11 protein-coding genes and 1 tRNA gene are annotated in these 15,955 nt (G+C 67.5%); 1 reads left to right on the forward strand and 11 read right to left on the reverse strand.

All coding sequences use genetic code 11. The features are described 5' to 3' along the window. Window positions 1-199: 199 nt before the first annotated feature. From ABZ924_RS35195 to ABZ924_RS35245, 11 genes are all read right to left on the reverse strand, one after another. Window positions 200-4,099 (reverse strand): DNA-directed RNA polymerase subunit beta', encoded by a 3,900-nt coding sequence (locus ABZ924_RS35195; RefSeq protein WP_361919227.1) that lies wholly within the window; start codon window positions 4,097-4,099, stop codon window positions 200-202. Between the two features lie 99 nt (window positions 4,100-4,198). Further along, window positions 4,199-7,681: a DNA-directed RNA polymerase subunit beta gene (gene rpoB / locus ABZ924_RS35200; RefSeq protein WP_361919229.1), complete on the reverse strand. Its 3,483-nt coding sequence runs from the start codon at window positions 7,679-7,681 to the stop codon at window positions 4,199-4,201. Window positions 7,682-8,279: 598 nt separating this feature from the next. Beyond that, a complete protein-coding gene (gene rplL, locus ABZ924_RS35205) occupies window positions 8,280-8,663 on the reverse strand; it encodes a 50S ribosomal protein L7/L12 (protein WP_360624141.1) in 384 nt (127 codons plus the stop codon). 111 nt (window positions 8,664-8,774) lie between these two features. Next, window positions 8,775-9,305 carry a 50S ribosomal protein L10 gene (gene rplJ / locus ABZ924_RS35210; protein ID WP_361919231.1) on the reverse strand — a complete coding sequence of 177 codons (531 nt, stop codon included), beginning with the start codon at window positions 9,303-9,305 and terminating at the stop codon, window positions 8,775-8,777. 247 nt (window positions 9,306-9,552) lie between these two features. After that, window positions 9,553-10,416 (reverse strand): hypothetical protein, encoded by an 864-nt coding sequence (locus tag ABZ924_RS35215; protein ID WP_361919233.1) that lies wholly within the window; start codon window positions 10,414-10,416, stop codon window positions 9,553-9,555. Further along, window positions 10,416-11,297, reverse strand: coding sequence for a hypothetical protein (locus tag ABZ924_RS35220; RefSeq protein WP_361919235.1), 882 nt, complete (start codon window positions 11,295-11,297; stop codon window positions 10,416-10,418). The genes ABZ924_RS35215 and ABZ924_RS35220 overlap by 1 nt, the downstream gene beginning before the upstream one ends. 202 nt (window positions 11,298-11,499) lie before the next feature. Continuing rightward, the gene (gene rplA / locus ABZ924_RS35225; protein ID WP_361919237.1) at window positions 11,500-12,228 is read right to left on the reverse strand and encodes a 50S ribosomal protein L1; all 729 of its coding nucleotides are present in this window, start codon (window positions 12,226-12,228) and stop codon (window positions 11,500-11,502) included. 89 nt (window positions 12,229-12,317) lie between these two features. Continuing rightward, entirely contained in the window at window positions 12,318-12,752 is a 435-nt protein-coding gene (rplK, locus tag ABZ924_RS35230) for a 50S ribosomal protein L11 (protein WP_361919239.1), read from the reverse strand. Between the two features lie 164 nt (window positions 12,753-12,916). Beyond that, window positions 12,917-13,801: a transcription termination/antitermination protein NusG gene (nusG, locus tag ABZ924_RS35235; RefSeq protein ID WP_361919241.1), complete on the reverse strand. Its 885-nt coding sequence runs from the start codon at window positions 13,799-13,801 to the stop codon at window positions 12,917-12,919. 84 nt (window positions 13,802-13,885) lie between these two features. Beyond that, window positions 13,886-14,167: a preprotein translocase subunit SecE gene (secE, locus tag ABZ924_RS35240; RefSeq protein ID WP_030154653.1), complete on the reverse strand. Its 282-nt coding sequence runs from the start codon at window positions 14,165-14,167 to the stop codon at window positions 13,886-13,888. 105 nt (window positions 14,168-14,272) lie between these two features. Next, a tRNA-Trp gene (locus ABZ924_RS35245) sits at window positions 14,273-14,345 on the reverse strand. A 191-nt stretch (window positions 14,346-14,536) separates the two neighbouring features. Between ABZ924_RS35245 and ABZ924_RS35250 the strand changes: the two genes are divergently transcribed. Further along, window positions 14,537-15,763 carry a pyridoxal phosphate-dependent aminotransferase gene (locus ABZ924_RS35250; RefSeq protein WP_361919243.1) on the forward strand — a complete coding sequence of 409 codons (1,227 nt, stop codon included), beginning with the start codon at window positions 14,537-14,539 and terminating at the stop codon, window positions 15,761-15,763. Window positions 15,764-15,955: the final 192 nt, after the last annotated feature.

Genomic DNA, 15,955 nt, shown 5'->3' on the forward strand with positions numbered 1-15,955 from the left:
TGGAGTTAAGAAGTGTGATCTTCCGATATTGGGGCTCCGCCCCAAACCCCGCGCCTCAAACGCCGGCGAGGCTGGATCTGCCGGACCGGCTGCGATAGCCGGGCCCCGGCTTCGTCGGCGGGCGGTGGTCAGGGCGGCCGGGCAACGAAGAAGCCCCCCGCCGCTCCTCTCGGAGCAGCGGGGGGCTTCTCGGTGACCCTTAGCCGTTGTACGGGCCGTAGTCGTAGTCCTCCAGCGGGACCGCCTGGCCGGAGCCGGTGCCGAAGGGCGAGTAGTCGATGTCGTCGTAGCCGACGGCCGAGTACATCGCGGCCTTCGCCTCCTCGGTGGGCTCGACCCGGATGTTGCGGTAGCGGGCGAGGCCCGTACCGGCCGGGATGAGCTTACCGATGATGACGTTCTCCTTGAGGCCGATGAGGCTGTCGGACTTGGCGTTGATCGCCGCATCCGTCAGGACTCGGGTCGTCTCCTGGAAGGAGGCGGCCGACAGCCAGGACTCCGTCGCCAGCGAGGCCTTGGTGATACCCATCAGCTGCGGACGGCCGGAGGCGGGGTGACCGCCCTCGGTGACCACACGACGGTTCTCGGTCTCGAAGCGCGAGCGCTCCACGAGCTCGCCCGGCAGCAGCTCCGCGTCGCCGGACTCGATGATCGTCACGCGGCGCAGCATCTGCCGGATGATGATCTCGATGTGCTTGTCGTGGATCGACACGCCCTGCGAGTTGTAGACCTTCTGGACCTCGCCGACCAGGTGCACCTGGACGGCGCGCTGGCCGAGGATGCGCAGCACGTCGTGCGGGTTGGTGGCACCCGCGGTGAGCTTCTGGCCCACCTCGACGTGGTCGCCCTCGTGGACGATGACCTTGGCGCGCTTGGAGATCGGGAAGGCCGTCTCGTCGCTGCCGTCGTCCGGGGTGATGACGATCTTCTTGGTCTTCTCGGTCTCCTCGATCCGCACGCGGCCGGCGGCCTCGGAGATCGGGGCGACACCCTTCGGGGTACGGGCCTCGAAGAGCTCGACGACACGCGGCAGACCCTGGGTGATGTCGTCACCGGCCACACCACCGGTGTGGAAGGTACGCATCGTCAGCTGGGTACCGGGCTCACCGATGGACTGGGCGGCGATGATGCCGACCGCCTCACCGATGTCGACCAGCTTGCCGGTGGCCAGCGAGCGGCCGTAGCAGTACGCACAGGTACCGACGGCGGACTCACAGGTCAGGACGGAGCGGGTCTTGACCTCCTCGACGCCGTTGGCGACGAGGGCGTCGATCAGGACGTCGCCGAGGTCGACGTTGGCCGGCGCGATGACCTTGCCGTCGACGACCACGTCCTCCGCCAGCATGCGGGCGTAGACCGAGGTCTCGACGTCGTCGGCCTTGCGCAGGACGCCGTCCTCGCCGCGGACGGCGATCTTCAGCTTCAGGCCGCGCTCGGTGCCGCAGTCCTCCTCGCGGATGATCACGTCCTGCGAGACGTCCACCAGACGACGGGTCAGGTAACCCGAGTCGGCGGTACGCAGGGCGGTGTCCGCCAGACCCTTACGGGCACCGTGCGTGGAGATGAAGTACTCCAGAACGGTGAGGCCCTCACGGAAGGACGCCTTGATCGGACGCGGGATGGTCTCGTTCTTCGCGTTCGACACCAGACCACGCATACCGGCGATCTGCCTCATCTGCATCATGTTTCCTCGGGCACCCGAGTCAACCATCATGAAGATGGGGTTGGTCTTGGGGAAGTTCGCGTTCATCGCCTCGGCGACCTCGTTGGTCGCCTTGGTCCAGATCGCGATGAGCTCCTGCGTGCGCTCGTCCTTGGTGATCAGACCGCGCTCGTACTGCTTCTGGACCTTCTCGTCCTGGGCCTCGTAGCCCGCGACGATCTCCTTCTTCGCCTCAGGCACGACGACGTCGGAGATGGCCACGGTGACGCCGGAACGGGTCGCCCAGTGGAAGCCGGCCGCCTTCAGGTTGTCGAGCGTCGCCGCCACGATGACCTTGGGGTAGCGCTCGGCCAGGTCGTTGACGATCTCGGAGAGCTGCTTCTTGCCCACCGAGTAGTCGACGAACGGGTAGTCCTCCGGCAGCAGCTCGTTGAAGAGCGCACGGCCCAGCGTGGTCTTCAGACGGAAGCTGTCGCCCGGCTGGAACTCCTGCTCACCCTCCTCGGCGACCGGGGGGACCCAGCCGCGCGGCGGGATGGTGCCCACCGGGAAGCGGATGTCGACGGCCGACTGGAGCGAGAGCTCGCCCGCGTCGAACGCCATGATCGCCTCGGCCGTGGAGCCGAACGCACGGCCCTCGCCCTTGACGTTGCGCAGTTCGCCGTCCGTGGTCAGGAAGAACAGACCGAGGACCATGTCCTGGGTCGGCATCGTGACCGGGCGGCCGTCGGCCGGCTTGAGGATGTTGTTCGAGGACAGCATCAGGATGCGGGCCTCGGCCTGCGCCTCCGCGGAGAGCGGCAGGTGGACGGCCATCTGGTCACCGTCGAAGTCCGCGTTGAACGCGGTGCAGACGAGCGGGTGGATCTGGATGGCCTTGCCCTCGACCAGCTGCGGCTCGAAGGCCTGGATGCCGAGGCGGTGCAGCGTGGGCGCACGGTTCAGCAGCACCGGGTGCTCGGCGATGACCTCTTCGAGGACGTCGTACACGACGGTGCGGCCGCGCTCGACCATGCGCTTGGCCGACTTGATGTTCTGCGCGTGGTTCAGGTCGACCAGGCGCTTCATCACGAACGGCTTGAAGAGCTCCAGCGCCATGGCCTTGGGCAGACCGCACTGGTGCAGCTTCAGCTGCGGACCGACGACGATCACGGAACGCGCGGAGTAGTCCACGCGCTTGCCGAGGAGGTTCTGACGGAAGCGACCCTGCTTGCCCTTCAGCATGTCGCTGAGGGACTTCAGCGGACGGTTGCCGGGGCCCGTGACCGGGCGGCCGCGGCGGCCGTTGTCGAAGAGGGCGTCGACCGCCTCCTGGAGCATGCGCTTCTCGTTGTTCACGATGATCTCGGGCGCACCGAGGTCGAGAAGGCGCTTCAGGCGGTTGTTGCGGTTGATCACACGGCGGTACAGGTCGTTCAGGTCGGAGGTCGCGAAGCGGCCACCGTCCAGCTGCACCATCGGACGCAGGTCCGGCGGGATGACCGGGACGCAGTCCAGGACCATGCCCTTGGGGCTGTTGCTGGTCTGCAGGAACGCCGAGACGACCTTGAGGCGCTTGAGCGCACGGGTCTTCTTCTGGCCCTTGCCGGTCCGGATGATCTCGCGGAGGCGCTCGGCCTCCTCCTCCAGGTCGAAGGACTCCAGGCGCTTCTGCAGCGCCGCGGCACCCATCGAGCCGTCGAAGTACGTGCCGAAGCGGTCACGCAGCTCGCGGTAGAGGAGCTCGTCGCCCTCGAGGTCCTGGACCTTGAGGTTCTTGAAGCGGTTCCACACCTCGTCGAGGCGGTCGATCTCGCGCTGCGCGCGGTCGCGGAGCTGCTTCATCTCGCGCTCGGCGCCCTCGCGCACCTTGCGGCGCACGTCGGCCTTGGCGCCCTCGGCCTCGAGCTCGGCCAGGTCGGACTCGAGCTTCTTGGCGCGGGCCTCGAGGTCGGCGTCGCGACGGTTCTCGATCTGCTGGCGCTCGACGGAGACGTGGGCCTCCAGCGACGGCAGGTCGCGCTGACGGCGCTCGTCGTCGACGAACGTGATCATGTACGCGGCGAAGTAGATGACCTTCTCGAGGTCCTTCGGCGCGAGGTCCAGCAGGTAGCCCAGGCGCGACGGAACGCCCTTGAAGTACCAGATGTGGGTGACGGGAGCGGCAAGCTCGATGTGGCCCATCCGCTCACGGCGCACCTTGGCGCGCGTGACCTCGACGCCACAGCGCTCACAGATGATGCCCTTGAAGCGGACACGCTTGTACTTGCCGCAGTAGCACTCCCAGTCCCGGGTGGGGCCGAAGATCTTCTCGCAGAAGAGTCCGTCCTTCTCGGGCTTCAGGGTGCGGTAGTTGATGGTCTCCGGCTTCTTGACCTCGCCGTGCGACCAGGTACGGATGTCGTCCGCGGTGGCAAGGCCGATCCGCAGCTCGTCGAAGAAGTTGACGTCGAGCACTGTGCGTCAATCCCTCTTTCGGGGTCGTGTCTCTTGATCAGTGGTCTGAACGGTCCCGGGGACGGCGGGGGCTCCTCGTGGGAGCCCCCGCCAGGCCCGTCAGACCTCTTCGACGCTGCTCGGCTCGCGCCGGGACAGGTCGATACCGAGCTCCTCCGCAGCGCGGAAGACGTCCTCGTCGGTGTCGCGCATCTCGATGGACATGCCGTCCGAGGACAGCACCTCCACATTGAGGCAGAGCGACTGCATTTCCTTGATGAGCACCTTGAAGGACTCGGGAATGCCCGGCTCGGGGATGTTCTCGCCCTTGACGATGGCCTCGTAGACCTTCACTCGGCCGGTGACGTCGTCGGACTTGATGGTCAGGAGCTCCTGGAGGGCGTAGGCGGCGCCGTAAGCCTCGAGCGCCCACACCTCCATCTCACCGAAGCGCTGGCCACCGAACTGCGCCTTACCACCCAGCGGCTGCTGCGTGATCATCGAGTACGGACCGGTCGAACGGGCGTGGAGCTTGTCGTCGACCAGGTGGTGGAGCTTGAGGATGTACATGTACCCGACCGAGATCGGGTCCGGGAACGGCTCGCCGGAGCGGCCGTCGAACAGGCGCGCCTTGCCCGACGGCAGGACCAGGCGGTCGCCGTCGCGGTTCGGGATGGTGTGCTCGAACAGGCCGGCGAGCTCGTCCTCGCGGGCGCCGTCGAACACGGGGGTGGCGACGTTGGTGCCGGGCTCGACGCGGTCGGCGCCGATGGCCTTCAGTCGCTCGGCCCACTCCTCCGCCAGGCCGGAGACGTCCCAGCCGCGGCTGGCGAGCCAGCCGAGGTGGATCTCCAGGACCTGTCCCGGGTTCATTCGGGACGGGACACCCAGCGGGTTCAGGATGATGTCGACCGGGGTGCCGTCCTCGAGGAACGGCATGTCCTCGATCGGGAGGATCTTGGAGATGACACCCTTGTTGCCGTGGCGACCGGCGAGCTTGTCACCGTCGGTGATCTTGCGCTTCTGGGCGACGTAGACGCGGACCAGCTGGTTCACGCCCGGGGGAAGCTCGTCGCCCTCCTCGCGGTCGAAGACGCGGACGCCGATGACCTTGCCGATCTCGCCGTGCGGGACCTTCAGGGAGGTGTCGCGCACCTCGCGCGCCTTCTCACCGAAGATCGCGCGGAGCAGGCGCTCCTCGGGGGTCAGCTCGGTCTCACCCTTCGGGGTGACCTTGCCGACCAGGATGTCGCCGGCGACGACGTCCGCACCGATGCGGATGATGCCGCGCTCGTCGAGGTCGGCGAGGACCTCCTCGGAGACGTTCGGGATGTCCCGGGTGATCTCCTCGGGGCCCAGCTTGGTGTCACGGGCATCGACCTCGTGCTCCTCGATGTGGATCGAGGAGAGGACGTCGTCCTGCACGAGGCGCTGCGACAGGATGATCGCGTCCTCGTAGTTGTGGCCCTCCCACGGCATGAACGCCACGAGCAGGTTCTTGCCCAGCGCCATCTCGCCGTTCTCGGTGGCCGGACCGTCGGCGAGGACCTGGCCGTCGATGACGCGGTCGCCCTCGTTGACGATGACCTTCTGGTTGACCGAGGTGCCCTGGTTCGAGCGGGAGAACTTGGCGACGCGGTACGTGGTGTACGTGCCGTCGTCGTTGGCGACGGTGATGTAGTCGGCCGAGACCTCCTGGACGACACCGTCCTTCTCCGCCTTGATGGAGTCGCCGGCGTCGACGGCGCAGCGGTACTCCATGCCGGTGCCGACGAGCGGCGCCTCCGCCTTGATGAGCGGAACGGCCTGGCGCATCATGTTCGCGCCCATGAGGGCACGGTTGGCGTCGTCGTGCTCGAGGAAGGGGATCATGGCGGTCGCGACCGACACCATCTGGCGCGGCGAGACGTCCATGTAGTCCACGTCCGTGCCGGGCACGTAGTCGACCTCGCCGCCGCGGCGGCGGACCAGGACACGGCCCTCGGCGAAGCGCAGCTCCTCGTCCAGGCGGGCGTTGGCCTGGGCGATGACGAAGCGGTCTTCCTCGTCGGCGGTCAGGTAGTCGACCTCGTCGGTCACCTGGGCGTCGACGACCTTGCGGTACGGCGTCTCGACGAAGCCGAACGCGTTGACGCGGCCGTACGAGGCGAGCGAACCGATCAGACCGATGTTCGGGCCTTCGGGGGTCTCGATCGGGCACATGCGTCCGTAGTGGGACGGGTGCACGTCACGGACCTCGAAGCCGGCCCGCTCACGGCTCAGACCACCGGGGCCGAGCGCGGAGAGACGGCGCTTGTGGGTCAGACCAGACAGCGGGTTGTTCTGGTCCATGAACTGCGACAGCTGGCTGGTGCCGAAGAACTCCTTGATGGAGGCGACGACCGGCCGGATGTTGATCAGGGTCTGCGGCGTGATCGCCTCGACGTCCTGGGTGGTCATGCGCTCGCGCACGACGCGCTCCATACGCGCCAGACCCGTGCGGACCTGGTTCTGGATGAGCTCGCCGACGTTGCGCAGACGACGGTTGCCGAAGTGGTCGATGTCGTCGGTCTCGACGACGATCGAACGGCCGGACTCGCCGATGGTCTCGGTCTCGCCCGCGTGGAGCTTCACCAGGTACTTGATCGTCGCGATGATGTCGTCGACGGTCAGCACGCCGGCGTCGAGCGGCTCGTCCGCGCCCAGCTTCTTGTTGACCTTGTAGCGGCCGACCTTCGCGAGGTCGTAGCGCTTCGGGTTGAAGTAGAGGTTCTCCAGCAGCGTCTGGGCGGCCTCGCGCGTCGGCGGCTCGCCCGGACGGAGCTTGCGGTAGATGTCGAGCAGCGCGTCGTCCTGGCCCTGGGTGTGGTCCTTCTCCAGGGTGGCGCGCATGGACTCGTACTCGCCGAACTCCTCGAGGATCTGCTCGGTGGTCCAGCCGAGAGCCTTCAGGAGGACGGTGACGGACTGCTTGCGCTTGCGGTCGATGCGGACACCGACCATGTCGCGCTTGTCGACCTCCATCTCCAGCCAGGCACCCCGGGACGGGATGATCTTGGCGGAGAAGATGTCCTTGTCGGACGTCTTGTCGATGGAGGAGTCGAAGTAGACACCGGGGGAGCGCACCAGCTGCGACACGACGACACGCTCGGTGCCGTTGATGACGAAGGTGCCCTTGTTGGTCATGAGCGGGAAGTCGCCCATGAAGACCGTCTGAGACTTGATCTCACCGGTCTCGTTGTTCGTGAACTCGGCCGTGACGAAGAGCGGCGCCGCGTACGTGAAGTCGCGCTCCTTGCACTCGTCGACGGAGTTCTTCGCCGGCTCGAACCGGTGGTCGCGGAAGGTCAGCGACATCGACCCGGAGAAGTCCTCGATCGGCGAGATCTCCTCGAAGATCTCCTCCAGACCGGACTTGGTGGGGACGTCCTGTCCACTCTCGAGCGCCGACTCGACGCGAGACTTCCAGGCGGCATTGCCGAGCAGCCAGTCAAAGCTCTCGGTCTGCAGCGCCAGGAGGTTCGGAACCTCGAGGGGCTCCTTGATCTTTGCAAAGGAGATGCGCAGCGGGGCGGTGCTGGCACCGTTGTTCGTATTGGTCGAGGCGTTGCGCGAGGCGGCCAAGAGGGGGTCCTTCCGAGGGCTCGGACTCACTACGCGCGTACCGGTCCCAGTCGACACCGCGGTGAGAGACCCCCGGATCCGGCCGAAAGGCCAGGTCAGGGCGCATCAGTCACGTGTGCTCGAGCGTGGGCATGCCCCTGGCGACGGGCAGGGGACAGCTAACAGGCAGCGCAAAGGGTCAGTGTAGCCACTCGGCTCACTGATGTCCAGACCAGGTTTCCGGAGACCGGCAACAGGCCTTCCCCACGTCCGTCAAAAACCAACCTTGCTGTCCCTGCGCCGCGCTCCTCGTACACAGAGCGCGTATCAGTACTGCCCTCTTCGTAGTCGATCCATGCCTCGGATCTCCGATCCCTGCCTGCGGATCTCGGATCGAGCCGGGCCGAGCCACAACGGGTCTGAGAATTGCGCGCCGCGTGCCGTTCGTCAAGGCCCCCTGCTCCGAGCGGATCAGCTCGGGACCCTGGCGCGGAGCAACGATGATCACCCTACTCCCCAACGAGACCAGGGCAAGTCAGGCACCGCCGGGTACGCCGAAGGGCGACCACCCTTTCGAGTGATCGCCCTTCGCAGAGGCCGTCAGACGGCCTCAGAGGTGTTACTTGACCTCGACGGAGGCACCGGCGCCCTTGAGGGCCTCGGCGGCCTTGTCAGCGGCCTCCTTGTTGACCTTCTCGAGGACCGGCTTCGGGGTGCCGTCGACGAGGTCCTTGGCCTCCTTCAGACCCAGGGAGGTCAGCTCACGCACGACCTTGATGACCTGGATCTTCTTGTCGCCGGCGCCGGTGAGGATGACGTCGAACTCGTCCTTCTCCTCGACCTCGGCAACCGGGGCGCCCGGGGCGCCGGCGGCGGCAACGGCAACCGGGGCGGCCGCGGTGACGTCGAACTTCTCCTCGAAGGCCTTCACGAACTCGGCGAGCTCGATGAGGGTCATCTCCTCGAACTGAGCGAGCAGGTCGTCCTGAGACAGCTTCGCCATGATGGGCGATCCTTCCATTAATTCGGCTGGTGCCGAGAGGTATCGAAAGGCGGGCGTAACGGCCCGCTACGACCCGCGCACTAGGCGGCGCGGATCAATGCGCGAGCCGAATTACTCGGCACCGCCCTGCTCGTCGAGCTTGGCACGAAGCGCCTCCGCGGTGCGGATGAACTTCGAGGGAAGCGCCTGGAAGAGCGCGGCAGTCTGGGACTGCTTGCCCTTCATGGCGCCCGCCAGCTTGGCGAGCAGAACCTCGCGGGACTCGAGGTCCGCAAGCTTCTTGATCTCGTCGGCGGACAGCGCCTTGCCGTCAAGGACACCGCCCTTGATGACGAGCTTCGGGTTGTCCTTGGCGAAGTCACGCAGAGCCTTCGCCGACTCCACCGGGTCACCGGTGACGAAGGCGACCGCGGTCGAACCAGCAAGGTGCTCGTCCAGCGCGGTGATCCCGGCCGAGTTGGCCGCAATCTTGGTCAGCGTGTTCTTCACCACGGCGTACTGGGCGTTCTCACCGAGCGAACGACGCAGCGTCTTGAGCTGCGCAACGGTGAGCCCCGTGTACTCGGTCAGCACAGCGGCGTTCGAGCTGCGGAACATGTCCTCCAGCTCGGCTACCGCGGCAGCCTTGTCGGGCCTTGCCATAGAGCGTCGGCCTCCTTCCGGGTGATGAGGACCGCGCAGAAGGGACTGACATACAAAACGCCCCGGCGCAGGCGCCAGGGCGTAGCTCGACCGGACGGAAATCCGGGAGCGCTTCCACAGTCACCTGCGCGGGTCGTCCGCAGTAAGCGGATCCTTCGGCCACCGCACCCTCGCGGGCACAGCAACGACCAGCGGTCTTTGGCTTCTGTGGAAGGTTAGACGACCGGTCGCCGGTCAGGCAAATCGGTCAGTGCCGCAGGCCTTCCAGCTTCCTGTCCGTCTCCGCGATCGAGTCCCCGACGCCCTTCATCACGGCGTCGAAGTCGACGATGCTGTCGGCCGGCGGGGCCTGCACGGTCGGTGCCGTGCCGTACTGCGAGAACTCCGAGGAGATCCGGTCGACGCCTTTGTCGTCGGTCCGCTGCCCCTCGACCTTGACCGGGTGGCCGTCCTTGTCGATCCACACGTCGAGGCCGTACGAGGTGATCCCGGCCCGCTTCAGGGCCTCGCGCAGGGTCGCCCGCTCGGCGTCCGGCACCAGCCGGCTCTTCTCGTCGCTGACCAGCAGCTGGTCGAGGGTGAACGTGCCGCGGTAGTGCTCGGCGGCCGCGCCGCCCGCCTGCTCGGTGCCCACGCGGCTCACGCCGGGCTGGTCGATCATCAGCGCGAGGAACTCGACGGGGGTGTCCTCGAACCGGGCCGGGGGCTTGCCGCCCTTGGACTGGTCGATCTTCATCCAGTCCTTGCCCTGCAGGGGCTTGTCCAGCTGCGTGTAGATCGCGCCGGGCAGCAGGACCTGCCGCTTCCCGCTCGGCTGGGTCAGCTCGTGGGCGGTCGGGTACCAGTTCTTGGTCCCGGAGATCTCGGTGGTCTGGCCGTCGGCCCCGGCGCTCTTGTACCGGAACGAGGCGGTCTTCGCCTGGAGGGTCTTGGTGTAGGCCGCCTTGACGGCCTCCTGGGGCGACTGCGCGGCCGCACCGGCGGGCTTGTCGCCCGCACCGGCCGGGCCGCCCTTGTCCGCGCCGCCGCAGGCCGTCAGGCCCGCCAGGAGCAGTGCGCCGCCCGCGAGGGCGGCGCCGGTCCGGGTCCAGACCGTGGTGGTGTCGTGCATCAGGCGGAGCCTTCTCCCGTGTTCTTCATCATCTCCGCGAGGTCCATGACCTGGTCGGCGGGCGGGGCGGCCACGTCGACCGGCTTGTTGTAGTCGAGCAGCTTGATCGTCACGTCCACCGCCCCCTTGGTGCCCTTGCCCTGGGTGCGGACCTGCTTGGTGTGGTGCGTGTCGTCGATCCACATGTCGACGACCATGCTGGTGATGCCCTGCTGCTCCAGGGGCTTCAGCGACCGCTCGCGGCGCTCCTTGGTGGCGGGGTCGCCGGCCGCGGCCGAGGCCCGCATCTGCTCCAGGGTCACCGTGCCGCTGAGGTGCTGGGTCTTCTGCCCGTCGAGGGTCTCCTCGCCCACCACCTTGATGTCCTTGGACTGGAGCAGGTCGCCTGCCCGGTCCGCCGGGTTCTCGGGGGTCTGCGGGGCCTTGCCGAGCGAGTTCATCTCGTCGGCCGCCTTCGGGTCCAGGGCCTTGAGGTCGAACTTGAGCCACTTGCCCTCGGCGCCCATGTACATGGCCCCGTCGACCAGCCGGATCTCGACCTGCTGGCCCGGCTCCGTCGGCGAGCTCATCTTCATGCTCATGGCCGTCTGCGGCTTGAGGGTGGCGGAGACGTCGCCCGTGAAGCTGCCGTCGGGGGTGCTGCCCGTCATCGTGTAGTGGAGCGAGCTGATCTCCTCGGACGCCTTGCGCGCGCCCTCCAGGAGCGCGGCCGGGGTCGCCTGCGCGGCCCCGCCCTTGGCCGCGGGCGCGGCGGCGGACGGCGAGCCGGCGGCCGCCTTGCCCGAGTCGTCCTTCTTGCCGTTCTGGCACGCCGTGGCCCCCGCCACGAGCAGTGCGGCGGTCAACGCGACGCCGACGGTCTTCTTGCGGTACACGAGCATGGAGTCCCCACCCCTGGTGATCGATGATCGATTGCCCCATGACCCTACTAGGCAGTAAGCACCGCAGAAGACGTATTTTCGGCCGCGCACTGCCAAACGTGAGCGGAACGAGACGTACCGGAAATGCGGACGGGCCCCCCGCCTCCCGGTGAAGGGAGGCGGGGGGCCCGCAGTACCGCTCGGTGGAGCTGAGCCGTCAGGCTCAGACCGCGGCCGGGTCTTCCTCGACGAGGAGGTTCCGGGTGCGGTTCGGGTCCAGCTGGATGCCGGGGCCCATGGTGGTGGTCAGGGCGGCCTTCTTCAGGTAGCGGCCCTTCGCGGCGGACGGCTTCAGACGCAGGATCTCGTCCAGGGCCGCACCGTAGTTCTCGACCAGCTGCTCATCGGAGAAGGAGACCTTGCCGATGATGAAGTGCAGGTTCGAGTGCTTGTCGACGCGGAACTCGATCTTGCCACCCTTGATCTCGGTGACAGCCTTGGCGACGTCCATGGTGACGGTGCCGGTCTTCGGGTTCGGCATCAGGCCACGGGGACCGAGCACGCGGCCGAGGCGGCCGACCTTGCCCATGAGGTCCGGGGTGGCGACAACCGCGTCGAACTCGTTCAGGCGGTTGCCCTTGGCGATCTCGTTGATCAGCTCGTCGTCGCCGACGATGTCGGCGCCGGCGGCTTCCGCGGCCGCAGCACGGTCACCGGTCGCGAAGACCAGGACCCGGGCGGTCTTACCGGTGCCGTGCGGGAGGTTCACGGTGCCGCGGACCATCTGGTCGGCCTTGCGCGGGTCGACACCCAGGCGGAAGGCGACCTCGACGGTGGCGTCGAACTTGGTCGTGGAGGTCTCCTTGGCGAGACGGACGGCCTCGAGCGGGGCGTACTGCTTCTCCCGGTCGACCTTGGCGTCCGCAGCGCGGAGGTTCTTGCTGCGCTTCACTTCTGCTCCTGTGTTTCGTGTTCAGGCGTGGAGTCGTGGTGCGGGCCAGCGCTTGGCCCTACCACTGGTGTTGCAAGGGGTTGGCTGGTTCAGCCTTCGACGGTCACGCCCATCGAGCGCGCGGTGCCGGAGATGATCTTCACGGCGGCGTCGATGTCGTTGGCGTTCAGGTCGGGCATCTTCAGCTCGGCGATCTCGCGGACCTGGGCAGCCGTCAGCTTGGCGACCTTGTCCTTGTGCGGCGTGCCAGAGCCCTTCTCCACGCCCGCGTGCTTCAGGATGAGGCGCGCGGCCGGCGGGGTCTTGGTGACGAAGGTGAAGGAACGGTCCTCGTAGACCGTGATCTCCACCGGCACGACCATGCCACGCTGCGACTCGGTCGCGGCGTTGTAGGCCTTGCAGAACTCCATGATGTTGACGCCGTGCTGACCGAGCGCGGGGCCGACCGGCGGGGCCGGGTTCGCCGCACCGGCGTTGATCTGGAGCTTGATAAGCCCCGTGACCTTCTTCTTCTTGGGAGGCATTGCTCTCTCCGGGTCCTAGTGAGAGTTTTTCGCCGCCATCCGGTCATCCGGATGGAGGCATACCGCACCACGATAACGGGTATCGGAGCGGGGCTTAAAACCGAGCAGGTCAGACGGCCCTCTGCGGGGCCGTCTGACCTGTCCGGAAGCTGCGGTTCAGAAGATCAGTTCTTCTGGATCTGGTCGAAGCTCAGCTCGACCGGGGTCTCGCGGCCGAAGATCTCGACGAGGCCCTTGACCTTCTTCGAGTCCGGGTTGATCTCGTTGATGGTCGCCTGCAGCGTCGCGAACGGGCCGTCGGTGACGGTGACCGAGTCGCCCACCTCGAAGTCCAGGACCTCGATGGTGCGCTTGACGGCGGGCGCCGGGAGGCCGGCCTCCTCGGCAGCCTGCTTGGCGGCCTTCTCCTGCGCCTCCGGGGCGAGCATCTTGACGATCTCGTCCAGGGTCAGCGGGTACGGGTCGTAGGCGTTGCCGACGAAGCCGGTGACGCCCGGGGTGTTGCGGACGACGCCCCAGGACTCGTTCGTCAGATCCATGCGGACGAGAACGTAGCCGGGCAGCTTGTTCTGCCGGACGTTCTTGCGCTCGCCGTTCTTGATCTGGACGATCTCTTCCTCGGGCACCTCGGCCTGGTAGATGAACTCCTCGACGTTCAGCGAGACGGCACGCTGCTCCAGGTTGGCCTTCACGCGCTTCTCGTAGCCCGCGTAGGTGTGGATGACGTACCACTCGCCGGGCAGCAGGCGCAGCTCGTCGCGCAGGGCCTGGATCGGGTCGACCGGCTCGGCCTCCTCCTCGGCGGCGGCCTCCTCGGCCTCCTCCTCGGCGGTGTCGGCGGCCGGGGCGGCCTCGTCCTCGTCGGCCTCATCGGCCTCTTCGACCTCGTCGTCGAGGTGCAGCGCGGTCTCCTCGGCGGCGACACCGGCCTCGGCGTCGGCGAGCTCCGCCTCGTCGGGGTCCACAGCGTCTGCCGCCTCGACGATGTCGAGCTCGTCCTCGACGGACTCGACGGAGTCGTGGCTCGCGTTCAGGTTCGGGTCAGACACGGTGGCTGCTTCTTCCTGGATACAAAAGGTGTTGGAACATGCGAAAACGGGCGGCACCCATCAAGGCGCCGCCCTCCGCGAGGATCAGCCGAAGACGAACTTGATGGCTTCCTGGAACCCATAGTCAATCACGGTAACCAGACCGATCATGATGACGACGAAGACAATCACCACGGTGGTGTACGTCGTGAGCTGGTTCCGGGTCGGCCAGACGACCTTGCGGAGCTCCGCGATGATCTGGCGGTAAAACAGCGCGAGCCGGCCCAGAGGACCCTTCTTCCCGCGCTTGCCACCCTTGCGGGCCTTCTTCTCGCGGGTGTCGTCCTCGGCGTCAGGCATGTCGATGGAGCCCAGGGCGTCCGTCACGTCTCTCACCTGAATCCGGGTCGTGGCCGTGACCGCGCCCGGTTGCGCCGCACGGCGTTGCATCGAAGTACGTACCTGCGCACACATCCGAGAAGGAGTGTGGAGCAGGGCCGGAGGGACTCGAACCCCCAACCGCTGGTTTTGGAGACCAGTGCTCTACCAATTGAGCTACGACCCTTTGCGTCCCCCAACCTACCGCATCCGGGCGAGTGCACGGAGTGCTCACGCTCTGGAGTGGTCGGCGAGGTCCAACGAGAGGTGAGTGTACGTGTTCCGGGCCCTGACGTCGAACAGAGCACAGATACGGGTGGTCCGTCCGATGTCTGAAACGGTGTGCGGCGCCTTTGAGGCGTCTGGGACGATGGCCGTATGACCTCTGCAACGCCTTCCTCCGAGCGCCGCGTGTCCGCCCGCATCGGCGCCATCTCCGAGTCCGCCACCCTCGCCGTCGATGCCAAGGCCAAGGCCCTCAAGGCCGCCGGGCGCCCGGTCATCGGCTTCGGTGCGGGCGAGCCCGACTTCCCGACCCCGGACTACATCGTCGAGGCCGCGGTCGAGGCCTGCCGCGACCCGAAGTTCCACCGCTACACGCCGGCCGGCGGCCTGCCCGAGCTGAAGAAGGCCATCGCCGAGAAGACCCTGCGCGACTCCGGCTACGAGGTCGAGGCGTCGCAGGTCCTGGTCACCAACGGCGGCAAGCAGGCCATCTACAACGCCTTCGCCGCGATCCTGGACCCGGGTGACGAGGTCATCGTCCCGGCCCCGTACTGGACCACCTACCCCGAGTCGATCCGCCTCGCCGGCGGCGTCCCGGTCGAGGTCGTCGCCGACGAGACCACCGGCTACCGGGTCTCCGTCGAGCAGCTGGAGGCCGCGCGCACCGAGCGCACCAAGGTCGTCCTGTTCGTCTCCCCCTCGAACCCGACCGGCGCGGTCTACAGCGAGGAGGACGCGAAGGCGATCGGCGAGTGGGCCGCCGAGCACGGCCTGTGGGTCCTGACCGACGAGATCTACGAGCACCTGGTGTACGGGGACGCGAAGTTCACCTCGCTTCCCGTGCTGGTGCCGGCGCTGCGCGACAAGTGCATCATCGTCAACGGCGTCGCCAAGACGTACGCCATGACGGGCTGGCGCGTGGGCTGGGTCATCGGGCCTCAGGACGTCATCAAGGCCGCGACGAACCTGCAGTCGCACGCCACGTCCAACGTGTCGAACGTGGCCCAGGTGGCCGCCATCGCGGCGGTCTCCGGGAACCTCGACGCGGTGGCGGAGATGCGCAAGGCCTTCGACCGCCGCCGCCAGACGATGGTCAAGATGCTGAACGACATCGAGGGCGTCCTCTGCCCGACGCCGGAGGGCGCGTTCTACGCGTACCCGTCGGTGAAGGCCCTGCTCGGCAAGGAGATCCGCGGCAAGCGGCCGCAGACCTCGGCGGAGCTGGCCTCCCTGATCCTGGACGAGGCCGAGGTCGCGGTCGTCCCCGGCGAGGCGTTCGGTACCCCGGGCTACCTGCGGCTGTCCTACGCCCTGGGTGACGAGGACCTGGTCGAGGGCGTGTCCCGCATCCAGAAGCTCCTGGCCGAGGCCAAGGCCTGACCCCTCCCGTCCAGCGGCGCCGCCCCCACCGGGGACCGGCGCCGCTGCCGTTTCCGGCCGCCGCTGCCGGCTGCCGCTGCGCGGGGCCGCTCCCCTCCCCGCCCCTTCCCGAAACCGGGGCTGACGCCCCGGCCCCCGTTCCGGGCGCTTCGCGCCCGGTGCGCTCAAACGCCGCGCGGGCTGAAATGTGCC

The organism is Streptomyces sp. NPDC046876 (assembly GCF_040645035.1).
Taxonomy (GTDB): domain Bacteria; phylum Actinomycetota; class Actinomycetes; order Streptomycetales; family Streptomycetaceae; genus Streptomyces.